The organism is Mixta theicola, assembly GCF_002895925.1.
In the GTDB taxonomy this organism is placed as follows: Bacteria; Pseudomonadota; Gammaproteobacteria; order Enterobacterales; family Enterobacteriaceae; genus Mixta; species Mixta theicola.
Window position 1 is genome coordinate 1 of the sequence record NZ_NWUO01000016.1, and the last position, 24,953, is coordinate 24,953.

Below are 24,953 nucleotides of genomic sequence, written 5' to 3' on the forward strand. Positions count from 1 at the left end.
TGACCCAGAAAAACCGTCCAGCATCACCACTTCACCATGGTAGATCATGTTTTTCAGTTTTTCACGCGCCTGCGGCCCGTGCGGCGGCAGCTGATTGGTATAACCGTTAAAGGCGCGTTCCTGCATACGGCACAGAGTTACTACTGTGTGAGGTTCCCTGCGTCAGGAACCCATTTGGGCCAACAGCTTGAATTTAACAGGCTATTTATCCAATAAAATCTCAGAGGATTGACTTACATTAGCTAAGTCATTTTCAGCGCTTCCGTTGCTTCTACCAGGACGGCCAAAAAGTTATTCAAATTAAATTTCATTGCATTTTGTTCAGCTAATACCCTGGCGTCAGCAAAAAACTCAACTTCAATATTATCAGGCCCCTTATCTTTGTTTAATTAACAAAGAATGTGATCTCTGAATGAAATTTCTACGGTAATTTTTTCATAATTAAAATCACTATAAAATTATTTCAAAATCGTTATCCATATCATAATTTCCCGTTCCAAGATTGCCGCGAGGCAGGTAATAAACATCAATTCCGGGCAGGCTGAATTTCATACATCATATCCTTATGATGAAAAACATTGCTTAACCATGGTTGGAGACGGTTCGGGTTAGAAGGATTTATTATTTTATTGTGAAGTTTTTTGTAAATTGTGGAGCGGTTCGCAAAGTTATGAAGAATAGCTTTTATCGTTTATATTTAGGGCGGTTCGTGCCGGTTAGCTTAAAGGCGGTTCGTGCCGGTCAGTCGAGGGGTGGGCAGTTCCGGCGGGACGGCATAAACCCATCCCTGGGGCCTCCGCCCGTGCCTTCCCAGGCCGCAGGAGGCCCGCATCCACTGCCAACCCCTCTCCTTCCCCTACTGTCCAGCTACCGTAACTTAACCGTCTAAAAGGCAAGACAAGGAAGGTAAGAACTACCGGCTACCTCTACCAGGCACCCAAACACCAATGTTAAATATCTAACCTGGATAAAAAGGTTTTTTCTTGAAAATTCTGGTATATACCGTCAAATAAAAACAAGCAGCCGTCCTTTTCTACAACACTAAATCCTTCATCATCACATTCAACATAAACACCAACGCAACCCTCTTCGATGCCTTCCAGTCTGTACTCAGATATGTTAGTTATTTTCTTGCCAAGATATTTATTGAACTCAACAGCGGTTTCTATGGGGTATGCAAACGCATCGTCAATGTTTTTGATATGCAACAGCATCGGCTCTGAATCTTCAACTGACCAGCTCAAAATACCTTCATCGATAGTTAATGACACCCAGCCAGAAGATGAAACCTGGAAAAACAATGTTAGCATCCGGCAAACTAACTCGTTCTCGATCAAAAAAGAACGAAACCTGAAATCTTTAAAAAATTCATTAATCAACATATCAACTCCGTTAAAATTTCGATGATTTTTCAGGAATTAGCGTATCAAATTCATATTTATTATCAGAAAAAACTCTTAAACTGACGGTGCTATTCGTTTTTTCACTATAAACATGAATTAAATCATAGTTACCCCGAACAGAAGAACGCGGAATTACCGTGCTGATCTGCGTTGCGTTTTCTAATGTTTCCTTTATGGTTTTTTTGCATGCTCCACTCCAGCTTTACTCGCCGAATAGGGTAAACGTCCTTGTCCAATCTTCGCCCCCAGCTTCCTACTGATGTTTGCTGATTGTGAGGAGAGAAATTCATTAACATTACCCAAACCTTTAACCTGCACGGTTGCCTTTTCCATTTGTTTTAAAGGATTAACCGCAGCAAGCCTCGTTTTTACAGTAGATTTACCAACTGCAACATTTACACGCCCCATTGTCAAACAACGGCAACAGAAGCACCCGCAATAAGCAAGCCTTTAGCCTGGTCAGACATCATCTGGTCATAACCGGCAGGCGCATCGCCGCCGAGCTGTTGTGCGGCTTGTCTGAACCCTTCAGGATTACCGTTATAGATCCCGCCAGCCGCCAGCAGCCGTCCGGCGGCTTTGCTGTTAATGGTGCTCAGCGGAGCGGGCTGTTTAATGCCGGATGAACGTTCAGGTAACGCGGTGGGGCGCGGTTTACCGCCTTTGTTGCTGTAGTCCCGGCGGGCGACCGATCTTGTATATTCACGAATGACGGCTTGCGCCCCGTCAAACTTAAACGCCAGCGGATCGCGGCAAATCAGTTCGCCATGCTCATTGATATAAAACAGCCCGCCTTTTGACCCAGAAAAACCGTCCAGCATCACCACTTCACCATGGTAGATCATGTTTTTCAGTTTTTCACGCGCCTGCGGCCCGTGCGGCGGCAGCTGATTGGTATAACCGTTAAAGGCGCGTTCCTGCATATTAATCAGCTGAAAACCGAAATGCATACTGTCGTCAAAAATATATTTACTGTCGATTTTCGGCCATGCAAAAACAGGGCTGATAATCTCTTCATATTTTTCCGGGGAAAGGTTGTCACGAGGCAGATAATAAAGATCGCTTCCGGGCAGGCTAAAGCTCATACATCATATCCTTATGATGAAAATTGCTGGATGAACGATTGCACATCCCGGCGCTGATATCAACGATTAAATCAATATATATCAATCACTTATGCGCTAAACTAAATGGTTCATGTAGTTATATCAGAAGGGCTTACCTGCTTTATTTCTACGGTCAGGGCCAATAAAACGGCTTTTAGCCCTGTCAGTCAGCAGCATGATATGAGGCGTTAAATATATTCTTGCTCTGTGATACGTTGTTATAAACCGAGCTCACTGAGGCCAGGATGATCGTCAGGACGACGCCCAAGCGGCCAGAAATATTTGCGATCTTCTTCGCGGATAGGCAGGTCATTAATGCTGGCATAGCGATGAGTCATTAAACCGTTCTCATCGAATTCCCAATTTTCATTACCGTAAGAACGGAACCAGTTGCCGGCATCGTCATGCCACTCATAGGCGTAACGCACCGCAATCCGGTTGCCTTCATAAGCCCACAGCTCTTTAATCAATCGGTAATCGAGTTCTTTTCGCCATTTCCGATGCAGCAGGGCTGCCGCCTCTTCTCGACTGGTCACAAACTCTGCGCGATTTCTCCAGTAAGTATCCTTACTGTAAGCCAGCGAGACTTTATCTGCATCTCTGCTGTTCCAGCCATCTTCAGCAAGACGCACTTTCTCAATAGCGGTCTCACGTGTAAAAGGCGGCAAAGGGACGCGTCTTTCAATACCTTCCGACATGTTTTCTCCTGATATAAACGATCGGCCTGTTAAAGCATGGATAAGAACAGCAGCAGAACTGAAGGGATACGGTGGAAAAAGCGCGGGCCGGATAACCGGCCCGCTGCGAAGATTAACCTTCGTTGTGCATTTCGAGGCTTTCAACCTCATTCTGACGCGCCAGCGCTTTGGCATCGTCATTGCGCAGCGATTGCAGATACTCCAGATATTGTAGATCGACATCTTTAGTGACGTAAATGCCGTTAAACACTGAACATTCAAACTGATCAATGTCCGGATTCTCTTCGCGTACCGCCTCAATCAGATCGTCGAGATCCTGGAAGATCAACGCATCAGCTTTAATCAGCTGGCGAATCTCTTCTACTTCACGACCGTGAGCAATCAGCTCGGTGGCGCTCGGCATATCGATGCCGTAGACGTTCGGGAAGCGAATCTCCGGCGCCGCAGAGGCCAGATAGACCTTCTTCGCGCCTGCTTCACGTGCCATCTCAATGATCTGCTCTGAAGTGGTGCCGCGCACGATAGAATCATCCACCAGCAGCACATTCTTATCGCGGAACTCGGCGCGATTGGCGTTCAGCTTACGGCGCACCGCGTTACGGCGCAGCTGCTGGCCCGGCATGATAAAGGTGCGGCCAACGTAGCGGTTTTTCACAAAGCCCTGACGATAGGGTTTATTAAGGATTCGGGCGATTTCCAGCGCCACGTCGGTGGACGTTTCCGGAATCGGAATGACCACGTCAATATCCAGATCTTCCCATTCGCGCGCGATTTTCGCTCCCAGCTTGGTGCCCATGCGTACGCGGGCGCTGTAGACCGAAATCTTATCAAGGAAAGAGTCCGGGCGAGCAAAATAGACATATTCGAACAGGCACGGATTATTACGTGGGTTTTCAGCGCACTGACGGGTGTACAGCTGGCCGTTTACGGTGATATATACCGCTTCGCCCGGCGCCACGTCACGCAGAAACTCAAAGCCCAGCGTATCCAGCGCCACGCTTTCCGAGGCCACCATATATTCGGTGCGGCCTTCAGAAAGCTCACGTTTGCCCATAACCAGCGGACGGATACCGTTAGGATCACGGAAGGCGACCATGCCGTGCCCGATAATCATCGCCACGCAGGCGTAGGCGCCGCGCACCTGCTGATGTACGGCGGCAACGGCGGAGAAAATATCGTCCGCTTCCAGCGGATGATGCGGACAGCGATCCAGTTCCTGCGCAAAGATATTCAGCAGGATTTCAGAATCGGAGGTGGTATTAACGTGACGACGGCCGCTTTCAAACAGCTGTTTACGCAGCTCATGCGCGTTGGTCAGGTTGCCGTTGTGGGCCAGGGTAATACCGTACGGGGAGTTGACGTAGAAGGGCTGCGCTTCGGACGCGCTGGAGCTACCGGCGGTAGGGTAACGCACATGACCGATGCCCATATTGCCCTGCAAACGCTGCATATGGCGAGCTTCGAACACATCGTTTACCAACCCGTTCGCCTTGCGCAGACGGAAACAGTTCAGCGCATCGATAGTACAAATGCCTGCGGCATCCTGCCCACGGTGCTGAAGCACCGTTAACGCGTCATAAATCGACTGGTTGACCGGCATAAAACCGGTGATACCGACAATACCGCACATGTTGTCATATCCTCATTAGCCGCACACCCGGCGCGATTACCGGGGTAAAAAACTCGACGTGCTTTGCATATAGTCAAAGAACCATCTGATGATGTAACTGAACTCAGGGATCAGTTGAGACTGCTGCCAGTCAGGGCTTTTGGAAAAGCCGGTAAAGGTATCGAGGAAGAACAGCATCGCTGAAACGATTAGCACGCCGCGCAGCGCCCCGAAACAGACACCCAGTACTCTGTCGGTTCCCGACAAACCCGTTTTTTCGACCAGCGAGCCAATCACATAGTTCACTATCGCTCCGACAATCAGAGTAGCAATAAAGAGCGCTGCGATGGCGATGCCGTTGCGCACCAGCGGCTCGTTAAATCCGGTGAACCAGACAGCAAGAAAGGGATAGTAATGACTGGCAACAAAGAATGCGCATCCCCAGGCGATAAGAGATAAAGCTTCCCGAACAAACCCACGGATCAGGCTGACAAGAGCAGAAAAACTAACAATCCCAATGATGACGTAATCTATCCAGACCATGAACTCTTCCAGCGACAATGCCCCTGCATCCAGTTCGGGGCGCATTCTAACAGAAAAAGAAAACGTTTGCGTAGCGTTTTCCCCATCCCATAAAAATAAAAAAGCGGGCAAAAAAACCGCAGCGGTTACGGGCGCAGCGGCAATACCCGGTTCGGGATCCGCTGCAGTACCCGTTCTTTAACGCGCGCTGTAAGGTTTAACCACGCCGCTCAGGCCGGAGAGGCTTTTCAGTTCGCCTACCGCCGCCTGCATTTTGGCCTTTGAGGCATCCGGGCCAACGTAGATGCGGGTAATCTGTCCCTGCACCGGCGTTGACGGCACGGTCCAGGCACGATAGCCGGAGAGACGCAGCTGCGCCACAATCTCGTTCACCTTCGCCGCATTTTTCAGCGCGCCCAGCTGCACCATCCAGGCCTGACCCGTCGGAGCCGTTTGCTCTGCCGGTTTCGGCGCTTCCACCGGTTTTGGCGTTTCTGCCGGTTTCGGCTTCGGTTGCTCAACCGGTTTGGGCTTCGGCTGTTCCGTTTTCACCTTTGGCGGCGACTGAACTACCGGCGGCGGTGCGACTACCGATGGTTCGCTGTTGTGCTGCGGTACGGCAGCGCCGTTATCGCCCGACTGCTGTGGACGATTGCTGTCGCCCCCGATCGCCGCCCCTGCGCCCTCTGGCGGCTGAGCGGGCAGCGACTGCGTGACCGGCGGCACCATATCGCTGTCCTGCTGATCGTCCGGCTTCGGCACCAGCGGGATCGCCGCGAATTCTTCTTTATAATGCTTTTTTTTCCCGTCAAGCAGGCCCGGCAGTACGATAACGCCAACGGCGACCAGAATGACCGTGCCGACTAAGCGGTTCTGAAACTTACTTGCCACTGCCCTTCTCCATTTCTATCGCTTCCATGACCTGTGCCACGGTATGGAACGAGCCACATACCAGCACAATATCCTGTACAGCTGCCTGCTGCATGGCGGCCTGCCAGGCTGCGGTGACAGAACCAAAGGCGAGCGCCCGATCCGTTGTCAGCTCGGCCATCAGCTGCGCCGCGCTGGCGCCGCGCGGGCCTTCCAGCGGCGCTAAATACCAACGATCGACCTGAGGAGCCAGACACGCCAGCGTACCGGCAATATCTTTATCATGCAGCATGCCTACTACCGCGTGCACCAGCCCCGATTTCGGCAGCTGCGCCAGCCGTCCGGCCAGGTAGCCTGCGGCATGTGGATTATGCGCCACGTCCAGAATCACCTGCGGCTGCTGCGCCACGGTTTGAAAACGCCCCGGCAGCACGGCTTTATCCAGCTGCTGACGAACGATCGCTTCACTGACGTTCAGCCCGGAGGCGCTCAGCGCAGCCAGCGCCGTCGCCGCGTTAGGCAGCGGCACCTGCGGCAGCGGCAGATTCTCCAGCGTCACGCTGGGGTTGCTGAAACGCCAGCCGCTCTCCTGCGGCTGCCAGCTCCAGTCGCGTCCCAGCTGCAGCAGCTGCGCGCCTTTTTCCTGCGCGACCAGGGCAATGCTTTGCGGCATATCAGGCTCGCCAACCACCGCGGGTTTGGTAGCCCGGAAAACGCCAGCCTTTTCACGGCCAATGCTTTCACGATCCGGGCCCAGCCAGTCGGTATGATCCAGCGCAATGCTGGTGATCACCGCCACATCCGCATCAACGATATTGGTAGCGTCAAGACGGCCGCCCAGCCCCACTTCCAGAATCACCACGTCCAGCGCCGCCTGTTTAAACAGCTGCAGCGCCGATAGCGTACTGAACTCAAAATAGGTGAGCGAGGTTTCGCCGCGCCCCGCTTCGATAGCGGCAAAGCTGGCGGTATGCGCCGCTTCCGGCAGCTCATCGCCCTGGATACGCACCCGTTCGGTATAGCGCAGCAGGTGCGGTGAGCTATAAACGCCAACCCGGTAACCGGCGGCCATCAGCAGCGTTTCCAGCATACGGCAGGTGGTGCCCTTGCCGTTAGTGCCGGCAACGGTAAAAACAAAGGGGGCGGGTTTTAACAGATCGAGCGTGCGGGCTACGCGTTCAACGCGCGTCAGACCGAGATCGATGGCCTGCGTATGCAGACGCTCAAGATAATAAAGCCACGCGGCCAGAGGCGACGTGGCTTGAGGAAGGTGAAGATTTTCCATGGATCCCGTTCACAAGGTTACGGTTCATTGGTGAAAGGCGCCGTTAACGGCGCCTTTCCATCATCTGTCAGGCCTCTTGGCTCTCCGCTTTCGGCTGATCTGACGGCTCATCGCTGTCAGATAGCGGCGCAGGCAGATTCTGCATTTTCGCCAGCAGGCTTGCCAGTTTAAAGCGCATTTCCGGACGGCGAATAATCATATCGATCGCGCCTTTTTCAATCAGGAACTCGCTGCGCTGGAAGCCCGGCGGCAGTTTTTCACGCACCGTCTGCTCAATAACGCGCGGGCCGGCAAAGCCAATCAGCGCTTTCGGCTCCGCCACGTTCAGATCGCCCAGCATGGCGAAACTGGCGGAGACGCCGCCCATGGTCGGGTCGGTCAATACGGAGATATAAGGCAGACCGCGCTCGCGCATTTTCGCCAGCGCCGCACTGGTTTTCGCCATCTGCATCAGCGACATTAACGCTTCCTGCATACGGGCACCGCCGCTGGCGGAGAAACAGATCAGCGGGCAGTTATCTTCCAGCGCCTGCTCTACGGCACGGACAAAACGCGCGCCGACCACTGAGCCCATTGAGCCGCCCATAAAGGCAAACTCAAACGCGACGGCCACGATGGGCATGCTGTGCAGCGTGCCCTTCATGACGATCAGCGCATCTTTCTCTTCGGTTTCTTTCTGCGCCGCAGCCAGACGATCCTTATACTTTTTGGAGTCGCGGAACTTGAGAACGTCTTTCGGTTCCAGTTCGCTGCCCAGCTCAACCAGCGTGCCCTGATCTAACAGGCTCTGCAGGCGCTCGCGCGCGTGCATACGCATGTGATGGTCGCATTTTGGACAAACTTCCAGGTTGCGCTCCAGCTCGGCACGGTAAAGCACCTGCCCGCAGCTGTCGCATTTTGTCCAGACCCCTTCAGGAATGTTTGCTCTGCGCGACGGGGTAATTGTGCTCTTATTGAGAATTCGTTCAATCCAGCTCATTGATGACCTTTCTGTTTGAACCTGGTGAGACCAGTTTTTCTTGTTGCTGCTGAAGCCGTCTTCAGCAGACCATAAATGTCGCTTATTAAACCATAACCATTACGCGCTGTGGATAAAAATCTGGTCATACCCGTTAGCGCCGATGGCTTAAGGCTGTTTTTGCTGACGGGCCGCACGGCGATGACGCCACACTTCCACTACGCCCGGCAGTATCGATACCAGGATAATAGCCACAATCAACAGTTTCAGGTTGTCCTGCACCATCGGCAAGGCGCCAAAAAAGTAGCCCGCATAGGAGAACAACAGCACCCACAGCAGCGCGCCGGTTACGTTAAACAGCGCGAAATGGCGATAAGACATATGTCCCATGCCCGCGACGAACGGCGCAAAAGTGCGAACGATCGGCACGAAGCGCGCCAGAATAATGGTTTTTCCGCCGTGACGCTCGTAAAAAGCGTGGGTTTTATCCAGATAGCTGCGGCGGAAGATACGCGAATTGGGATTGCTGAATAACTTTTCGCCAAACAGCCGTCCAATGGTGTAGTTAACCGCATCGCCCAGCACCGCGGCGACCACCAGCAACGCAGCCACCATATGCACGTTGAGACCGTTATCCGGCAGCGCCGCCAGCGCGCCTGCGACAAACAGCAGTGAATCGCCGGGTAAAAACGGCGTTACTACCAGTCCGGTTTCGCAGAACAAAATCAGAAACAGAATGGCGTATACCCAGATGCCATACTGCGCCACCAGCTCGGCCATATGGACATCAATATGCAGGATAAAATCGACAACAAAACGGATTAGATCCATAACTCTTCCTTAGTGAGCGGCAGCGCCTGAAAGTTAATCTTCGAGAAACAACGGCCCCATCGGAGGCCGGGGTAAAGCAAAATGCGCCGGATAATCAACGGCGACCAGATAAAGTCCTGCCGCTTTTGCCGTCGCGGCAGCCAGCTTGCGATCTTTGGCCGCCAGCAGCTCAGCCATCCAGCCTTCGGGCTGATTGCCGCAGCCGATCTCCAGCAGGCTGCCCACGATATTGCGCACCATATGATGAACAAACGCGTTGGCTTTAATATCCACCACGACATAACCGCCGTGGCGGCTAACGTTAAGGTGCATAAGGTTACGCCACGGCGTACGCGACTGGCACTGTACCGCACGAAACGAGGTAAAGTCGTTTTCGCCCAGCAGACACTGTCCGGCGCGGTGCATTTTTTCCACGTCCAGCGGCAGATGAAAATGCGTGACGCCGCCGTGCAAAATCGCCGGACGCAGCCGGTGATTATAAATAACATAGCGATAACGCCGTGCCGTAGCGCTAAAGCGTGCATGAAATTCTTCCGGCACCGCCTTTACCCAGCGCACGGCAATATCGTCCGGCAAATTCGCGTTTACGCCCAACGTCCAGGCGGCATCTTTGCGTAGCGAGGTGGTTTCAAAATGCACCACCTGGCCGGTGCCGTGTACGCCCGCATCGGTGCGTCCGGCGCAAAATACCGTCACCTCATGGTTCGCCACCTGCGACAGCGCCTGCTCCAGACGCGCCTGTACGCTACGCACCTCCTGCTGCCGCTGCCAGCCATAATAGCGGCTGCCGTCATATTCAATACCGAGCGCCAGTTTATAAACGTTCGGGTTAACCGCCTGCGTCATTAGTACAGATACTCCTGTACCAGCTTCTCAGCGGTTTTTAACGCCATCAGCGCGCCACCGAAGCGCACGTTATCGGCCACCGACCAGAACTGCAGCAGCTCCGGTATGCCGTAATCGTTACGCAGGCAGCCCACGTTCAGGCTGGCACTGTCAGAGGCATCGGTAACCTGCGTCGGATAGTCGTTTTCATCCGCCAGCACGATTTCATCGATGCGCGACAGCTCATCGCGCGCCTCTTCCGCCGAAAGCGGACGCAGGCTTTCCAGATGCACAACCTGCGCATTGCCATAAAACACCGGGGCCTGCACGCTGCTGACAGCAATCGGCAATCCCTCGTCCTGCAGCACTTTACGCACCTGTTCGACCAGCCGACGTTCGCTTGCCACGCTGCCCGTAGTGTCCGGCAGCTGCGGCAGCAGGTTAAACGCCAGCTGACGGCCAAAGTAATGCTCTTCGGCAGGCAGGCCGTTCAACAGACGTGCGCTTTCGCCCGCCAGCGAATCCACCGCCGCCTTCCCGTGCGCCGATACCGACAGCAGATTAGTCACCTGCAGTCGCCCGATGCCGGCCAGATCGGTAAGCGGCTTGATGGCGCTCAGCAGCTGACTGGTCAGGCTGTCCGCAACGCTGATGATATTGCGGTTACGGTAATCCGCCAGCACCTGCGGATTGACATCCGGCACCACCAGCGGCACGTCCGGTTCGAGAGCAAACAGATCGCTACTGTCGATGACCAGACAACCGGCGCTGGCGGCTTCATCCGCGTAGCGCGCCGAGGCCTCACGACCGGCAACGAAAAACGCCAGCTGCGCCTGCGACCAGTCAAATTCACTGGCGTCCTGAACGCGCAATGACTGCCCGGCAAACCGCACGCTTTCACCGGCGCTGCGCTCGCTTGCCAGCAAATACATTTCACCAACCGGGAACTGGCGTTCGGCCAGCAGCTCCAGTAAAGCGTTCCCTACTGCGCCTGTCGCGCCTAAAAGCGCAATATTCCAGCCGTCAGACATGTTGGTTTACTCCAGACAATGACATAAAAACAGAAGGCGGTGATATTCACCGCCCGTTGATTCAGATTATTCCCCAGCGATAAGCGCCGACGAAATAATAAGGGTTATGCTGGCTGATGGACCGCGTTAAAGCCCAGCTTTTGCAGCAGCGCCGCCGCTTCAGCGTTGTCACACTCTACCCGCAGCGATGACCATTCGCGGCGCTCCAGATATTGTTTGCGCAGGCGGTCAAATTCGCCAGGCTGACCTGCGACTTTTCTCAGCGGCGCATCATCGCGGCGCACATCATACACCAGATGCGCCAGACGTTTTAGCGTTGGCTGATCGAGCGGCCCGTGCAGCGTAATGCGGCCAAACTCCGGCGCGGGCAGCAGCGTCTCCAGCGCCACCTGCTGCGCCTGGCCAATAAAGCGGGTCCAGGCTTCAAAAACCTGCGTGGTGCCGCGCGCTTTCCCCTCCAGCGTATAGCCGGCAATATGTGCGGTGCCAATATCCACCCGCTCCAGCAGCGCCACGTTTAGATCCGGCTCCGGCTCCCACACGTCCAGCACCACGCTTAAATCGCGGCGCTGTTGCAGCACCCGCAGCAGCGCTGCGTTATCAACCACCGGCCCGCGGCAGGCGTTGATTAAAATCGATCCCGGCTTCAGCGCCTGCAGCAGCGCCTCATCCGCCAGGTGCAGCGTTTGATAAGGCCCGTCTTTATGCAGCGGCGTATGGAATGTCAGTATGTCCGCTTCCGCCACCAGCTTTTCCAGCGGATAAAAATCGCCCGCGTCGCCGCGATCGCCACGCGGCGGATCGCACAGCAGCGTCTTAATACCCAGCGCTTCCAGCCGTTTTTGCAGCCGGCCGCCGACATTGCCGACGCCGATAATCCCCACGGTGCGATCGGTGAGCTGAAAGCCGTCGCGCTCCGCCAGCATCAGCAGCGCGGAAAAGACGTACTCCACCACGGCGATAGCGTTACAGCCTGGCGCGGCGGAAAAGCCGATCCCGGCACGCGCCAGAAAATCCTCATCGATATGATCGGTGCCCGCAGTGGCGGTGCCGACAAATTTTATCGCTTTGCCGCCCAACAGCGCCTCATTCACTTTGGTGACCGAGCGCACCATCAGCGCATCGGCATCCTTCAGCGCCTTGGTGGGAACCGGCCGACCGGGCACTGCGACTACCTCCCCGGTACGGCTAAACAGCTCGCGGGCGTAAGGCATATTTTCATCTACCAGAATTTTCACAACGGCTTTCCTGCATCGACTGAAAAATTGTCGGTTATGTTGCCATATCCAGGGACGGAATTCATGCTGCGACGTGCCGTCGGCGCGCCCGGTAACGCTCCGGCGTGGTGCCGGCCTGCTGCTGAAACATGACAATTAGCGCGGAAGATGAACTGTAGCCCAGTTCCAGCGCAATATCCTGCACCTGCTTCCCCTATTCCAGCACCACTTCGCACAGGCGCAAATCAGCGGACGTCTGCGGCAGATGCAGCTGCCGCGCCGCAAAATCCGCCATAATCGCCTTAACGATCGGGCCGCTCTGGATCAGGCAGGCCTGCTGCGGCATGCCGGTACAACATTCAACGGCGATATTAAAGGTGAGCAGCCGGGTATGCTTATGGTTGTAGCTGGCATGTTGGTGTTCGGGCGGGATCCAGACCGGAAACGCAGCGGGCGTCAGCAGGCGTTTGCCTTCCACCTCAATCTGTAACACGTTCCCCTCGACAAAAATCAGTTGCCCCCAGCGGTGCGCATGCGGCAAATATTCCGTGCGGGCGTTGGTTTGCTCATAACGCAGGAAAAAACGAAAATCACTGGCAAAGTCCGGTTCCTGATAAACAAGCTGAACCATTTCTCCTCCGGTTTGCGCCGGGCGACAAACTGTCCGGTCGGTGATAAATTTTGTCCGATTTTAACTATCTGTCTGAAAACGGATAAGCGTACACTGCGCAACATCGATTCAGAGACGATGAAACTATCATGGGCTTTTTATTTCCCCTGTTTGCGGTGCTGATTTGGTCGATTAACGCCATTGTCAGCAAGCTTTCCGCCGGCGCTATCGATCCGGCGGCGATTTCCTTCTATCGCTGGCTGCTGGCGTTGCTGGCGCTAACGCCCTTTGTGCTGCCCGCCGTCTGGCGCAACCGCCGCGCGGTGGCGCAGGTAGGGTGGAAGCTGCTGGTGCTTGGCCTGTTGGGTATGGTGCTGTATCAGTGTCTGACCTATTACGCGGCGCACAGCGTGACCGCCCTGTTTATGGGCATCCTGAACGCGCTGATCCCGCTGCTGACGGTACTGTTAAGCGTGGTTATTCTGCGCGTCGCGCCGACGGTGGGCATCCTGCTGGGCAGCCTGCTCTCGTTTGGCGGGCTGATCTGGCTGGTAAGCCAGGGGAACCCGGCTCAGCTGCTGACGCACGGCATGGGCAAAGGTGAACTGATGATGTTTGCCGCTTCAGCCTCGTATGCGCTGTATGGCGTACTGACCCGGCGCTGGGCGCTTAGCCTGCCGGGCTGGCAAAGCCTGTATATGCAGATTTTCTTTGGCGTGCTGCTGTTAATCCCCGGCTTTTTACGCGCGCCAGATGTCAGCCTGACCGCTCAGAATATTCCGCTGGTGCTGTTTGCCGGTATTCCCGCCTCCATTATCGCGCCGTTCCTGTGGATCCAGGGCGTACTGCGCATGGGCGCCAGCACCACCAGTATTTTTATGAACCTGGTGCCGATATTTACCGCCGTGATTGCCGTGCTGTTGTTGCATGAAACCTTGCACAGCTATCATTTTATCGGCGGCGGCATTACGCTGCTTGGGGTGATTGTGGCGCAGCGCCTGCGCATACCGCTGATGTCCGCACGTCGTACGGCCAGCGATCCGGCTGCCTGACAGGCTGAGATTGCACGCTTTTTCCGCACTTCATCGGGCCGATGCCGATAAGCCTTCGCATCGGTCCGCGATAAACGCCGCCAGCGGTGAATTATCCGGCCTGACTCTCTACATTTTCCCCGCCAGGATTGGTATCATAGCCGACTATTCTACTTTTCCGGCGCGCCCCGGATATTGACCTGCCGTTTTAAGGATTCCGCCATGCAACCTCTTACTGGCCCCGGCGCGCCCCAGGGCGATCGCACCACTGTATCCGGCCCGCCCCCTCGCGGCGGCGGCACGCCGGGCGAGCAGCCGCTCTCGCCCGGCCAGCGCACTACGCTGGAACGGTTAGTGGTGCGCATTATGTCGCTGAGTACCTTAAAGGCGCCTGAGCTGTGGGCGGGGTTACGCCGCGAGGTTGGGGTGAAAAACGATGCCGAGCTGCAGTCGCGTCACTTCCCCGTCGCCGAAAATTTTCTTAATGGCAGACTTACGCAGGTACAAAATAATCACGCCACGCGTCAACTGCTACAGCAGCTGACCGAGCTGCTGCCGCAGGGCAATAATCGCCAGGCCGTCAGCGATTTTATTCGCCAGCAGTTTGGTCATACGGTACTCAGTTCGCTGTCGCAGGATCAGCTGCGTCAGGTGCTGACAATGTTGCAGAACGGCCAAATGACCATTCCGCAGCCGCAGCTGACGCGCAATAGCGATCGTTCGCTGCTGCCCGCAGAACATCAGACGCTGAATCAGCAGGTGGTCAAGCTGGCGGCCGCAACCGGCGAGCAATCCTCAACGGTTTGGTCATCGGCCCTGAAGCTGGTCGGCCTGAAAAGCGGCGATCCGATCCCGTTACGCCACTTTCCGCTGCTTACGCAATATCTGCAGGTTCGCCAGACGCTGAGCCAGCAGCATGCGCCGACGCTGCATATGCTGGAGACGGCGCTGAAGCATCCGCTGGATCGCGTTGAACAACAGATGCTGGAAGAGTACAGCCAGCAGAATTTCCAGGCGACGCCGCAGTCCATCCTTACCACCGCCCAGGCGCAGGATCTGCTGAACCTGCTGTTTTCCCGCCGCGCCGAACGCATCAGCGAAAGCGATACGCAGCGGGCAGCCAGCGATATTAATCCGCAGCCCATCTATAATCCGCTGGTTCCGTGGCTTCCGGCTCCGCTGCAGCCGCTGGCAAACCGGCCCGCGCTGGCGGCGCTGATCGTGCTGCTGGTTATCGGCCTGCTGTGGCTGCTGTTCTGATTAACAGCCACAGTCACGGGCCGTAGCCTGCGGCGGCCATTCGCCGGGGCTATCTCCCGTGACAACCGGATGCTGGTCACGTCGCCAAAAATCGAGTCCGCCGATCAGTTCTTTTACCCGCAGCCCGGCGCTGGCCAGCTTCCACGCCGCCTTAGTCGAACCATTACAGCCAATACCATCGCAGTAGGTGATATACACCTTACTGCGGTCAAGGCGCGCCAGGCTTTCCGGCGTCATATCACGATGCGGAAAATGAACCGCGCCGCAGATATGTCCGGCCTGCCAGGCCTGCGCTGAACGCGCATCGATCACGACAATCTCCGTCACGCCGTTGGCTAAGTCTTCGGCTACGTCCCATGCATCAGCGTAATAAGCCAGTTTATGCGCCAGCCAGGCGGCGCTGACATCCGCGGCAGGTGGGGGAAAAGCGAGAACGCTGGAAGTCACTGACATGTTTTTTCTCCGGTAGTTTTTCTGCCATCATACCGTTACGTCGGTATGATAACTGATACCAATTATTCTCTGCTGATAAGACCCATTATGGCTTCGCTTAGCGCACGAATTTCAATGCTGTACGCCGTCCAAACGGGCACGACCCGTCGCGATCGTCTCTGTAGCGCGCTGCGTCAGACCATCAGCGAAGGCAGTTTGCCGGCAGGAAGCCGCCTGCCCTCTTCCCGTTTGTTGGCCGCTGAGCTAAAGCTTTCACGGGTAACGGCGGAAGCCGCCTACGGTCAGCTGGAAAGCGAAGGCTATCTGTGCCGCAAAACCGGTCAGGGAACCTTTGTCGCCATTACTGTACGATCGCCTTCCGTCAGCAGGAAAACCGCCGCGTTACCCTTTACACCTTCAGCGCGTGCGGCGGCGGTGGTTGCCAGCGGAGGCTGTCAGGATCCTCCGTTTCCTTACGCCTTTGCCGCCGGCTCGCCGGAACTGCGCGCTTTTCCTCACGATCTGTGGCGCAGGCTCACAGCACGACAGCAGAAGCTGCACGGCAACGCTCTGATGCGCTATGGCGATCCGCAGGGCTGGCTGCCGCTGCGCCAGGCATTAAGCACTTATCTGGGCCAGGCGCGTGGCGTGCGCTGTAAGCCGGAGCAGCTGCTGGTGTTGACCAGCTCACAGCAGGCGTTACAGATGCTGGCGCTGCTGCTGCTCGACAGCGGTGAAGAAATATGGATGGAAAATCCCGGCTATCCCGGCGCGCGCCACGCTTTTCATAGCGCCGGCGCGCGCGTTACCGGCGTGGCGGTTGATGAGCAGGGAGCCATTCCCGGCGACGGTTCGCCACGGCTTATTTATCTGACGCCTTCGCACCAGTACCCTGGCGGATCGGCGCTTAGCCTTGAGCGTCGGCTGGCATGGCTGGCGCTGGCGGAAAAGCAGCAAAGCTGGATTATTGAAGATGATTATGACAGCGAATTTTGGTACGACGCGCAACCGATGCCCGCAATGCAGGGGCTGGCGCCGCAGCGCACCATCTATCTTGGCACTTTTTCTAAATCGCTATTTCCTTCGCTGCGTCTGGCATGGATGGTGGTGCCCGAACCGCTGGTTATGCCGCTGATCCGTTTACGTAGCGTGATGGATGGGCACAGCGCGCAGCTGCCGCAGGCGGTTACCGCTGCCTTTATTGAGCAGGGCCACTACGCGGCGCACCTGCGGCTGATGCGCCAGCTTTATCACAGCCGCCGTGATTTGCTGCAGGAACGGCTTACCGCTCTGTTGTCCGAACGGCTGGATATTTTGCCCTGTCGTGGCGGCCTGCAGTTGACGGTTTTACTGCGCCAGGGAGATGAAGCTGAGCTAACCGCGCGGGCGACGGCGGCGCAGCTAATATTGCCGCGCCTGGCTCCCTGCTGGCTTAACAATCTGCCGGAACAGCAGGGCTGGCTGCTGGGTTTTTCCGCGCTGGAACGCGCGGAAATTATTAGCGGCGTGAACCGACTGGCGGCCCTTTTTTAATGCCAGCGCGCCGTTGGCAGCGGCGTATCATTACGCAGGTTGCGTTTTTGCCTGACGCGACATCAACAGCGACAGCAACATACCGAGCACGGCGCACGCGGCGGCGGCCAGATAAACTGAGCCGTAACCCAGCGAAGTCGCCAGCAGGCCGGTCAGCGGTCCGCTGATGCCGTAAGCAATATCCTGGAAGGCGGCAAATCCCCCCAGTGCCGTGCCGCGCACCTGAGGCGCTACGCGCTTCACCACCTCAACGCCCAGCGCCGGAAACACCAGCGAACAGCCGCAGCCGGTCAGCGCCGCACCCGCCAGCGCCATCCAGCCGTTGACCGAGAATCCCAGCAGCACCAGCCCAGCCGCTTCAATTGCCAGCGAAATCACCGCAACGCGAATCCCGCCCAGACGATCGGGTAAGCCGCCAAAAAAGATGCGCATCAATACAAAAGCGCCGCCAAAGGCGCTCAGAGCAAAGCCCGCGTTGCCCCAGTGACGTTCAGCAAACCACAGCGAGGTAAAGGTGCCAATTACCGCAAAGCCTACGCCCTGCAGCGCCAGCGCACTGCCCGGCGACAGGATTTGCCCTACTACGCGCCACAGCGAAGGACGCTCGCCAGCCTGGGTCGGCACCGCGCGTATCCCGCCGTTCAACGCCAGGGAAATCAACGGCAGCATAAGCGCGACGATGCCCAACCCGCTAAACCCCCAGCGGGCATGGATCCACAGCCCCAGCGGCGCGCCAGCCGCCAGCGCGCCGTAGATGGCCATGCCGTTCCAGGACATTACCAGGCCGGAGCGCTTTGGCCCCACCAGCCCCAGTCCCCAGATCAGATTACCGGTTAACAGCAGGCTTTCGCCAAAACCCAACAGCAGGCGTCCCACCACCAGCAGAGCGAATTTCCCCGCCGCAGGCAGCGCAAGCTGAGCCGCCAGCAAATAGGCAACGCCAACGAAGGCGATCGCCACCATGCCCTGCTGGGTAGTGATTTTTGCGCCGTGGCGATCGGCCCGCTTTCCGGCCAGCCCACGCGTTAGCAGCGTGGCGAAAAACTGTATGCCCACCGCCACGCCTACCATAACGTTGCTGTAGCCCAGTTCCTGATGCACAAATAGCGGAATAACCGGCAGCGCCAGGCCAGCGGTCAGATAGGTTAAAAATACAGCGAAGGAGGTACAGGCAAGAAAAGCCGTACCCCGTGAAGTGTTGACTGTCGTCTCAGACATTCGTCACGTAACTCCTGAATATTGCGGGCGCACGCCGGTTAGCCATGCGCGCCCATATCGCCAGCCCAGAGCGCTGACATGGGTGCGTTGGTTAACGTAAACGCTTACGTAATATCATGACGATATTGTTTACGGGGATGCTGACAGAAAGCTAAACGCGAGAGCCGCCAGCGTCGGCAGTGTAATGGAGTCAGGCGCGCAGCAACAATAGCCCCGCCCGAATTTCTTTCTTATGGCGACAGAAGTGCGCGCCGACTCGCAAAAAAGCGAGTAATCCACGGATAACAGATAAAAAAAAGCCCGGCTTTCGCCGGGCTGTTTATCATGCTGTTACTGATATTTACGCAGCGTCAGCGTTGCGTTGGTGCCGCCAAAGCCGAAACTGTTAGACATTACCGTCGTCAGCTTACGTTCGGTCGGCATAGTGACAATATTCATCCCTTCCGCCACCGGATCGAGTTCTTCAACGTTAATGCTCGGCGCGATAAAACCATGTTCCAGCATCAGCAGACTGTAGATCGCTTCCTGTACGCCTGCCGCGCCCAGCGAGTGACCGGTCATGGCTTTGGTTGCGGAAATGGCCGGCTGATTTTCGCCAAACACTTCACGGATCGCGCCCAGCTCTTTCGCATCGCCAACCGGCGTAGAAGTCCCGTGCGTGTTGATATAGTCGATTGGGGTATCTACGCCCTGCATCGCCATTTTCATGCAGCGCACCGCGCCTTCACCTGACGGCGCAACCATATCAGCGCCGTCGGAGGTCGCGCCGTAACCAACGATCTCGGCATAGATATGCGCACCGCGCGCCAGCGCATGCTCTAACTCTTCGACAACGACCATGCCGCCGCCGCCTGCAATTACAAAGCCGTCACGGTTAGCATCATAGGTACGGGATGCTTTTTCCGGCGTTTCGTTATAGCGGGTGGAAAGCGCGCCCATCGCATCAAATTCACAGGCCATTTCCCAGCACAGCTCTTCGCCGCCGCCGGCAAAAACGATATCCTGTTTACCCAGCTGGATTTGTTCTACCGCGTTACCAATACAGTGCGCAGAAGTGGCGCAGGCGGAACTGATTGAGTAGTTAACGCCGTGGATTTTGAACGGCGTCGCCAGACAGGCGGAAACGCCGGAGGCCATCGCTTTGGTCACCACGTACGGGCCTACGGCTTTCAGGCCGCGCGGGCTGCGCATGGCATCAGCGCCAAATACCTGGAAACGCGGAGAACCGCCGCCGGAACCGGCAATCAGACCCACGCGCGGATTATTTTGGTAAGTTTCATCGCTCAGGCCAGCGTCTTTAATCGCTTCGGCCATAGAAAGATAAGCATAAATGGACGCATCACTCATAAAACGCACAATTTTGCGATCGATGAGGCCGGTGGTATCGAGCTTAACGTTACCCCAGACGTGACTACGCATGCCGGAATCTTTCATCTCTTGAGAGAAGGTAATGCCAGAGCGGCCTTCACGCAGAGATGCCAGGACTTCTTCCTGGTTGTTGCCAATGCTGGAAACGATCCCCAGGCCAGTAATCACTGCACGTTTCATCAAAATACCTCTTCCATCATCATAATTAGGTTTTGACAGGCACTCTAGCTTACACTTGTACGCCGAACAAGTCCGATCAGCAAAATACTTGTGTAAATTTGCTTGATGTGACCGCTCTCGCTAAAATCGCGGCACTGCCTGATAAGTGAGCCATTCCCGTTGAAAAAGATCCCAATAGAACATGCAAAACTGGACTGGAACGATCAGGGTACACCTGTATCCCGAGAATTTGACGACGTCTATTTTTCTAACCAGAACGGTCTGGAAGAGACCCACTATGTCTTTCTGGGCGGCAATAATTTGCCTGCCCGCTTCGCTACGCATCCGCGCGCGCTGTTTGTTGCTGCCGAAACCGGATTTGGCACCGGCCTTAATTTTCTGACGCTGTGGCGCGCTTTCGATCGCTTTCATCAGGAGCAGCCGCTGGCGAATTTGCAGCGCCTGCACTTTATCAGTATGGAAAAATTTCCGCTGGCCCTGGACGATCTTGCGGCCGCGCATGCGCGCTGGCCGGAGCTGGAGCCGTACGCTGCACAGCTGCGTCAGCAGTGGCCGCTGGCGCTGCCGGGCTGTCATCGTTTGCTGTTAGATGGCGGGCGCGTCACGCTGGATTTGTGGTTTGGCGATGTTAATACGCTTATTCATCATTTTGATGACAGCCTGCAGCGCAGCGTGGACGCCTGGTTTCTTGATGGTTTCGCGCCGTCAAAAAATCCTGAAATGTGGACATCCGGGCTGTTTGAGGCCATGGCGCGCCTGGCGCGATCCGACGGCAGCTTCGCCACCTTTACTGCGGCGGGCTTTGTGCGGCGCGGTCTGGAGCAGGCGGGCTTCACGGTGACGAAGCGCAAAGGGTTTGGCCATAAGCGCGAAATGCTGTGCGGCACGCTGGCTGACGCGCCCGCTCTGCCCCACTCCGCCCCGTGGTATGCGCGCTTCCCCGCAGCAGGCGAAGATATTGCCCTTATCGGCGGCGGTATCGCCAGCGTGCTGCTGGCGCTGGCGCTGCTGCGCCGTGGTAAACGCGTGACGCTCTACTGCGCCGACGACGCTCCGGCGCAAAATGCCTCCGGTAACCGTCAGGGCGCGCTCTATCCTTTACTTAACCAGCACGATCCGGCGCTGGCGCAGTTTTTCCCGGCCGCCTTCAGCTTTGCGCGTCGGCTTTATGACAGCCTGCCGGTCACCTTTGCGCATGACTGGTGCGGCGTTACGCAGCTGGCGTGGGATCAAAAGAGTTATGATAAAATTCAGCAAATGTTGGCAATAGCGCTGCCTGAAGCCCTGGCGCAGGGCGTTGATATGGAACAGGCCGAACGGCTTGCAGGCGTGACGCTCGGCTGCGGCGGCATTCACTATCCTGGCGGCGGCTGGCTGGCGCCGGCGGAACTTACCACGGCGCTGTTTGAACTGGCTCAACGGCAGGGGTTACAGGTTCACTGGCAGCATCGCTTAGAGAAGCTGGAGGAGGCGGATAACGGCTGGCGGTTACAGTTTTCCGCTGCGCCGGACAGGCAGCATCAAAACCTGGTCCTGGCGAACGGCCACGCCATTACCGCGCTGGCGCAAAGCGCCAGGCTGCCGGTCTATCCGGTTAGCGGCCAGGTCAGCCATATTCCGAGCGCTCCCGGCCTGGCCGATCTGCAGCAGGTTCTGTGTTATGAAGGTTATCTGACGCCGGTCAGTCCGCAGTTTAATACGCATTGCATTGGCGCCAGCTATCATCGCGGCGATACCTCGGTCCACTATCGTGAAGAGGATCAGCAGGAGAACCGTCAACGGCTGCAGCACTGCCTGCCAGACTGTGAATGGACGGCGGCGGTCGATGTTAGCGCGGGCGAAGCCCGCAACGGCGTACGCTGTGCGACGCGCGACCATCTGCCGATGGCGGGCAACCTGCCGGATTATGCGGCTCTTTTACAATGCTATGCCGATTTGCCGCGGCAGCGCGACGCTCAGGCTGAGATAACGCCAGCGCCTGTGTGGCCGGGATTGTTTGTGCTGGGCGCGCTGGGTTCGCGCGGCTTATGCAGCGGTCCGCTGGCGGCGGAAGCGTTGGCGGCGCAGCTGTGTGATGAGCCGATACCGCTGGATCGCGATACGCTGGCGGCGCTTAACCCCAACCGTTACTGGGTGCGCAAGCTGTTAAAAGGCAAACCGGTCGGCTGACGCTCTGCTTACGTTATCGATAATGAGAAAATAAAAAAGCGGCCTGCGGGCCGCTTTTTACTGCTCAGAACTCAAGGCGCGGGGAGTCCAGACAGAAGAGTAAAGCGTCCCGCGCCATGGACGGCGCGGGCCGAGCTGTCAGGGATGACGTTGTTTGCGTCTTTACGATCGGCCTGGGCTCCCCGTGCAGGCACGGTGTAATGTCAGTTGCTCTTCGCTGCTTTTATTAACAAAAATCAGGCGGGCTGGCGCGCCTGCAAAAACAGATTATCCCACATGCCGATCACCAGCGCCTGATCGCGCGGCGAGAGTTCACCGGCGGCAATGGCGTTTTGCAGGCTGTTCTGCACTTGGATTTGTAACGCTTCGGCGGTATGCTCGCCGCTCTTTTCCAACTCCACTACCGCCAGAGTGAGGTGACCGCGCAGGTAGCCACTGGCAAATAGCTCATCATCGCTGGCATGCTCGACCATATCGTCAATCAGGGCCAGAATACGCGTTTCAAATTCTGCGATCATCTCAATTCCTCATTAAGTCGCGCCTCCGTTCAGCGCAGATCTTCCGGCCAGGGAAACTGCGCCGACGTCAGCGGGGGCGTGTGATAAAAACGCTGTAGCTCAGCGATAAAACGGGCCGGACGCGCCGGAATGCCGTTTTCAAGATAGTGCATTACCTGAGCATGAACCTTACGCTGAAACGCAATGCGATCCGGCTCATGGTCTCCATTGAGATTGTCACAACTTACGTTGAAGGGAAAGCCCGCCGCGACGCTGAACATCCACTCCAGCGCCTGCGGTTTAATCTCTACGGATTCAAACTGGTTTTGCGTGACGGCATCACGTCCGTCCGGGCAATACCAGTAACCAAAATCAACCAGTTGGCGACGTTCGGCACCGGCAATACACCAGTGGGAAATCTCGTGCAGCGCGCTGGCGTAATAGCCATGAGCAAACACCACGCGATGCCAGGGTGAAGCGTCATCCGCCGGAAGATAAATAGGTTCATCGTCGCCTTTAATTAGACGCGTCTGAAAATCATCCTGGAAACAGCGATCGAATACGCTAATCAGGTCCTGGTATTGGTGCGTTGTGTTCATATACCTAAACGTCTGCTGAAAAAAACGCGCAAATTGTCGCATTAAGCGTGCGCATTGACGAGCATTATCAAAAGAGGTGCGTTAGCCAGTGCCCAATGGCCGCGCCGTAATCTTCATACAGCAGCTTACTGCTCATTACCACCGAAACGATAACCACCATCGGACGGATCAGCTTCTGTCCGCGCGACAGTACCATACGCGCCCCCAGACGAGCGCCGCAAATCGATCCCAGCAGCATCACCAGCCCAACGCCCCACACCACTTTGCCGCCCATGATAAAAAACAGCAGGCTGGCAAAGTTCGAGGTGAAGTTAAGCACTTTGGCGTGCGCGGTGGATTTCGCCAGATTAAAACCGGCCAGCGTCACGAAAGCCAGCGCATAAAAGGAGCCGGCCCCCGGCCCGAAGAAGCCATCGTAGAAGCCGACCGTGCCGCCCGCCACCAGCGCAAACGGCAGGCCGTGCAGACGACGCTGCCGATCCTCTTCGCCTAATCGCGGCATCAGCAGGAAATAGAGGCCGATGCCGATAATCAGCAGCGGCAATACCTGCCGCAAAAAGTCGGAACGCACATGCTGCACCAGCAGCGTACCGCAGACCGCGCCGATAAAGGTCATCGCGATATTCAGGCGCTGTTCGCGCAGCAATACCGCCCCGCGCCTGACAAAATAGAGGCTGGCGGAAAAAGATCCGCCGACCGCCTGCAGTTTGTTAGTCGCCAGCACCTGAGCAGGCGTTAGCCCGACTGACAGCAGCGCAGGCACGGTAAGCAGGCCGCCGCCGCCAGCAATCGAATCAATAAACGCAGCCAGCATAGCAACGAAAAACAGCACCGCTACTATCTGCGGCGTGACAACCAACCAGTCCATGCAACGTCCTAAAGTAAATGTTTATCCAGCAGCGCCTGGCAGGACGGCGGCAACGGCGGTGGTTCGCGTTTCACCGGCGCACCGGCGCCTGGTTTTTTCGGCGCAAACCAGCTTTCCAGCTCCGTGCCGCAGCCATCGCCCGGCGGCGGCGGCGCCTGGTCCTGACACGCCAGGCTTTCCGGCGGACAGCGCAGGCGCACATGCATATGGGCGCGATGGCCAAACCACGGGCGTACCTTACGCAGCCAGTCGCGATCGCTGCCGGCATCGGCGCAGAGCTGCTTTTTGATCGCCGGGCTGACAAAAATACGCGTTACCTGCTCATCCTTTGCCGCCAGCTTAATCAGGCTGTCGATTTCCGGCTGCCAGTGGCGCGCCACGACGCGTTTACCGTCAGCGCGAACCAAATCAAGCGGCTGCGGCTTCAACAGCATCTGCGGCGTCCAGCGTTTTTTCGGCAGCTGCAGCCAGACATCAACATCCAGACCGCTCTGGTGGCTGGCGTGACCGCTGCTGAAGCGCCCGCCTGCCGCCATGCCCATATCGCCAATCAGCACCTGGCCCAGCCCCAGGTTATGCACCTGGGTAGTCAGACGCTGGATAAACAGAATCAGATCGGGATGACCAAAGTAACGGCGCTGATCCTGGCGCATCACCTGATAAGAGGGGGCGTTAAGCGGTAACGCTTCGGCCCCGACGATACAGCCGTTGGCAAACGCGCCAATCGCCTGCGGCGAACCGGGAATCGGATGGGTAATGCGTTGCCACGGCGTTGCCGCCAGCGCCGACGCGCTGGCCAGCAGCGCAGCCAGCATGAGAAGCGTTTTTTTCAT

24 protein-coding genes and 1 pseudogene are annotated in these 24,953 nt (G+C 56.6%); 4 read left to right on the plus strand and 21 right to left on the minus strand.

Translation table 11 applies throughout. The annotated features are described in order from the left end of the window. Positions 1-950 precede the first annotated feature (950 nt). The 14 genes and pseudogenes from COO59_RS17390 to COO59_RS17450 form a co-directional block, all read right to left on the minus strand. Complete coding sequence (locus COO59_RS17390) at positions 951-1,382, minus strand: hypothetical protein (protein ID WP_103061000.1); 432 nt, start codon at positions 1,380-1,382, stop codon at positions 951-953. A gap of 192 nt (positions 1,383-1,574) precedes the next feature. Next, positions 1,575-1,811 carry a hypothetical protein gene (locus tag COO59_RS20805; RefSeq protein ID WP_133158620.1) on the minus strand — a complete coding sequence of 79 codons (237 nt, stop codon included), beginning with the start codon at positions 1,809-1,811 and terminating at the stop codon, positions 1,575-1,577. A gap of 2 nt (positions 1,812-1,813) precedes the next feature. Then, entirely contained in the window at positions 1,814-2,488 is a 675-nt protein-coding gene (locus tag COO59_RS17395) for a DUF8093 domain-containing protein (RefSeq protein WP_103061001.1), read from the minus strand. 239 nt (positions 2,489-2,727) lie between these two features. Continuing rightward, complete coding sequence (locus COO59_RS17400) at positions 2,728-3,207, minus strand: nuclear transport factor 2 family protein (protein ID WP_103061002.1); 480 nt, start codon at positions 3,205-3,207, stop codon at positions 2,728-2,730. 112 nt (positions 3,208-3,319) lie between these two features. Continuing rightward, a complete protein-coding gene (gene purF / locus COO59_RS17405) occupies positions 3,320-4,837 on the minus strand; it encodes an amidophosphoribosyltransferase (protein ID WP_103061003.1) in 1,518 nt (505 codons plus the stop codon). 36 nt (positions 4,838-4,873) lie between these two features. Continuing rightward, positions 4,874-5,359, minus strand: coding sequence for a colicin V production protein (gene cvpA, locus COO59_RS17410; RefSeq protein WP_103061004.1), 486 nt, complete (start codon positions 5,357-5,359; stop codon positions 4,874-4,876). A gap of 177 nt (positions 5,360-5,536) precedes the next feature. After that, entirely contained in the window at positions 5,537-6,229 is a 693-nt protein-coding gene (dedD, locus tag COO59_RS17415) for a cell division protein DedD (RefSeq protein ID WP_103061005.1), read from the minus strand. Next, positions 6,219-7,493 carry a bifunctional tetrahydrofolate synthase/dihydrofolate synthase gene (gene folC / locus COO59_RS17420; protein WP_103061006.1) on the minus strand — a complete coding sequence of 425 codons (1,275 nt, stop codon included), beginning with the start codon at positions 7,491-7,493 and terminating at the stop codon, positions 6,219-6,221. The genes dedD and folC overlap by 11 nt, the downstream gene beginning before the upstream one ends. Positions 7,494-7,560: 67 nt before the next feature. After that, positions 7,561-8,472 carry an acetyl-CoA carboxylase, carboxyltransferase subunit beta gene (gene accD, locus COO59_RS17425; protein ID WP_103061007.1) on the minus strand — a complete coding sequence of 304 codons (912 nt, stop codon included), beginning with the start codon at positions 8,470-8,472 and terminating at the stop codon, positions 7,561-7,563. A 147-nt stretch (positions 8,473-8,619) separates the two neighbouring features. Then, complete coding sequence (locus COO59_RS17430) at positions 8,620-9,282, minus strand: DedA family protein (protein WP_103061008.1); 663 nt, start codon at positions 9,280-9,282, stop codon at positions 8,620-8,622. A gap of 33 nt (positions 9,283-9,315) precedes the next feature. Continuing rightward, positions 9,316-10,128: a tRNA pseudouridine(38-40) synthase TruA gene (truA, locus tag COO59_RS17435; protein WP_103061009.1), complete on the minus strand. Its 813-nt coding sequence runs from the start codon at positions 10,126-10,128 to the stop codon at positions 9,316-9,318. Continuing rightward, complete coding sequence (locus COO59_RS17440; RefSeq protein ID WP_103061010.1) at positions 10,128-11,138, minus strand: aspartate-semialdehyde dehydrogenase; 1,011 nt, start codon at positions 11,136-11,138, stop codon at positions 10,128-10,130. The genes truA and COO59_RS17440 overlap by 1 nt, the downstream gene beginning before the upstream one ends. Before the next feature lie 104 nt (positions 11,139-11,242). Next, complete coding sequence (gene pdxB, locus COO59_RS17445) at positions 11,243-12,376, minus strand: 4-phosphoerythronate dehydrogenase PdxB (RefSeq protein ID WP_103061011.1); 1,134 nt, start codon at positions 12,374-12,376, stop codon at positions 11,243-11,245. A 61-nt stretch (positions 12,377-12,437) separates the two neighbouring features. Further along, positions 12,438-12,986 (minus strand): annotated as a pseudogene (locus tag COO59_RS17450) (AraC family transcriptional regulator). A gap of 128 nt (positions 12,987-13,114) precedes the next feature. Between COO59_RS17450 and COO59_RS17455 the strand changes: the two are divergent. Together COO59_RS17455 and flk are read left to right on the plus strand one after the other, a co-directional pair. Further along, complete coding sequence (locus COO59_RS17455) at positions 13,115-14,017, plus strand: DMT family transporter (RefSeq protein ID WP_103061012.1); 903 nt, start codon at positions 13,115-13,117, stop codon at positions 14,015-14,017. Positions 14,018-14,218: 201 nt separating this feature from the next. Next, a complete protein-coding gene (gene flk / locus COO59_RS17460; protein WP_103061013.1) occupies positions 14,219-15,256 on the plus strand; it encodes a flagella biosynthesis regulator Flk in 1,038 nt (345 codons plus the stop codon). On the opposite strand, the gene COO59_RS17465 is transcribed toward flk, so the two are convergent. Beyond that, positions 15,257-15,709 (minus strand): rhodanese-like domain-containing protein, encoded by a 453-nt coding sequence (locus COO59_RS17465; protein WP_103061014.1) that lies wholly within the window; start codon positions 15,707-15,709, stop codon positions 15,257-15,259. An 87-nt stretch (positions 15,710-15,796) separates the two neighbouring features. On the opposite strand from COO59_RS17465, the gene pdxR reads away from it, so the two are divergent. Continuing rightward, a complete protein-coding gene (pdxR, locus tag COO59_RS17470) occupies positions 15,797-17,221 on the plus strand; it encodes a MocR-like pyridoxine biosynthesis transcription factor PdxR (RefSeq protein WP_103061068.1) in 1,425 nt (474 codons plus the stop codon). Between the two features lie 30 nt (positions 17,222-17,251). On the opposite strand, the gene COO59_RS17475 is transcribed toward pdxR, so the two are convergent. Both COO59_RS17475 and fabB read right to left on the minus strand, forming a co-directional pair. After that, complete coding sequence (locus COO59_RS17475; RefSeq protein ID WP_103061015.1) at positions 17,252-18,439, minus strand: MFS transporter; 1,188 nt, start codon at positions 18,437-18,439, stop codon at positions 17,252-17,254. Positions 18,440-18,769: 330 nt separating this feature from the next. Further along, positions 18,770-19,987 carry a beta-ketoacyl-ACP synthase I gene (fabB, locus tag COO59_RS17480; RefSeq protein ID WP_103061016.1) on the minus strand — a complete coding sequence of 406 codons (1,218 nt, stop codon included), beginning with the start codon at positions 19,985-19,987 and terminating at the stop codon, positions 18,770-18,772. A 159-nt stretch (positions 19,988-20,146) separates the two neighbouring features. On the opposite strand from fabB, the gene mnmC reads away from it, so the two are divergent. Next, positions 20,147-22,156, plus strand: a complete 2,010-nt coding sequence (gene mnmC, locus COO59_RS17485) for a bifunctional tRNA (5-methylaminomethyl-2-thiouridine)(34)-methyltransferase MnmC2/FAD-dependent 5-carboxymethylaminomethyl-2-thiouridine(34) oxidoreductase MnmC1 (RefSeq protein ID WP_103061017.1) — start codon at positions 20,147-20,149, stop codon at positions 22,154-22,156. 236 nt (positions 22,157-22,392) lie between these two features. Here the strand turns inward: mnmC and COO59_RS17490 are convergent, their stop codons facing one another. The 4 genes from COO59_RS17490 to mepA all read right to left on the minus strand — a co-directional run bounded on the left by COO59_RS17490 (position 22,393) and on the right by mepA (position 24,953). Beyond that, on the minus strand, positions 22,393-22,674 hold the full coding sequence (locus COO59_RS17490; protein WP_085070971.1) for a YfcL family protein: 282 nt from the start codon (positions 22,672-22,674) through the stop codon (positions 22,393-22,395). Positions 22,675-22,703: 29 nt separating this feature from the next. Continuing rightward, positions 22,704-23,252: an elongation factor P hydroxylase gene (locus COO59_RS17495; protein ID WP_103061018.1), complete on the minus strand. Its 549-nt coding sequence runs from the start codon at positions 23,250-23,252 to the stop codon at positions 22,704-22,706. A 67-nt stretch (positions 23,253-23,319) separates the two neighbouring features. After that, entirely contained in the window at positions 23,320-24,120 is an 801-nt protein-coding gene (locus COO59_RS17500; RefSeq protein WP_103061019.1) for a sulfite exporter TauE/SafE family protein, read from the minus strand. Between the two features lie 8 nt (positions 24,121-24,128). Further along, entirely contained in the window at positions 24,129-24,953 is an 825-nt protein-coding gene (mepA, locus tag COO59_RS17505; protein WP_103061020.1) for a penicillin-insensitive murein endopeptidase, read from the minus strand.

Coding starts and splice junctions, on each gene's coding strand:
- purF (WP_103061003.1), bottom strand. CDS start 4,837: ATGTGCGGTATTGTCGGTATCACCGGTTTTATGCCGGTCAACCAGTCG.
- folC (WP_103061006.1), bottom strand. CDS start 7,493: ATGGAAAATCTTCACCTTCCTCAAGCCACGTCGCCTCTGGCCGCGTGG.
- fabB (WP_103061016.1), bottom strand. CDS start 19,987: ATGAAACGTGCAGTGATTACTGGCCTGGGGATCGTTTCCAGCATTGGC.
- accD (WP_103061007.1), bottom strand. CDS start 8,472: ATGAGCTGGATTGAACGAATTCTCAATAAGAGCACAATTACCCCGTCG.
- mepA (WP_103061020.1), bottom strand. CDS start 24,953: ATGAAAAAAACGCTTCTCATGCTGGCTGCGCTGCTGGCCAGCGCGTCG.
- cvpA (WP_103061004.1), bottom strand. CDS start 5,359: ATGGTCTGGATAGATTACGTCATCATTGGGATTGTTAGTTTTTCTGCT.
- COO59_RS17390 (WP_103061000.1), bottom strand. CDS start 1,382: ATGTTGATTAATGAATTTTTTAAAGATTTCAGGTTTCGTTCTTTTTTG.
- COO59_RS17475 (WP_103061015.1), bottom strand. CDS start 18,439: ATGTCTGAGACGACAGTCAACACTTCACGGGGTACGGCTTTTCTTGCC.
- COO59_RS17490 (WP_085070971.1), bottom strand. CDS start 22,674: ATGATCGCAGAATTTGAAACGCGTATTCTGGCCCTGATTGACGATATG.
- COO59_RS20805 (WP_133158620.1), bottom strand. CDS start 1,811: ATGGGGCGTGTAAATGTTGCAGTTGGTAAATCTACTGTAAAAACGAGG.
- COO59_RS17465 (WP_103061014.1), bottom strand. CDS start 15,709: ATGTCAGTGACTTCCAGCGTTCTCGCTTTTCCCCCACCTGCCGCGGAT.
- COO59_RS17500 (WP_103061019.1), bottom strand. CDS start 24,120: ATGGACTGGTTGGTTGTCACGCCGCAGATAGTAGCGGTGCTGTTTTTC.
- flk (WP_103061013.1), top strand. CDS start 14,219: ATGCAACCTCTTACTGGCCCCGGCGCGCCCCAGGGCGATCGCACCACT.
- COO59_RS17495 (WP_103061018.1), bottom strand. CDS start 23,252: ATGAACACAACGCACCAATACCAGGACCTGATTAGCGTATTCGATCGC.
- pdxR (WP_103061068.1), top strand. CDS start 15,797: ATGGCTTCGCTTAGCGCACGAATTTCAATGCTGTACGCCGTCCAAACG.
- COO59_RS17430 (WP_103061008.1), bottom strand. CDS start 9,282: ATGGATCTAATCCGTTTTGTTGTCGATTTTATCCTGCATATTGATGTC.
- COO59_RS17440 (WP_103061010.1), bottom strand. CDS start 11,138: ATGTCTGACGGCTGGAATATTGCGCTTTTAGGCGCGACAGGCGCAGTA.
- truA (WP_103061009.1), bottom strand. CDS start 10,128: ATGACGCAGGCGGTTAACCCGAACGTTTATAAACTGGCGCTCGGTATT.
- COO59_RS17400 (WP_103061002.1), bottom strand. CDS start 3,207: ATGTCGGAAGGTATTGAAAGACGCGTCCCTTTGCCGCCTTTTACACGT.
- COO59_RS17395 (WP_103061001.1), bottom strand. CDS start 2,488: ATGAGCTTTAGCCTGCCCGGAAGCGATCTTTATTATCTGCCTCGTGAC.
- COO59_RS17455 (WP_103061012.1), top strand. CDS start 13,115: ATGGGCTTTTTATTTCCCCTGTTTGCGGTGCTGATTTGGTCGATTAAC.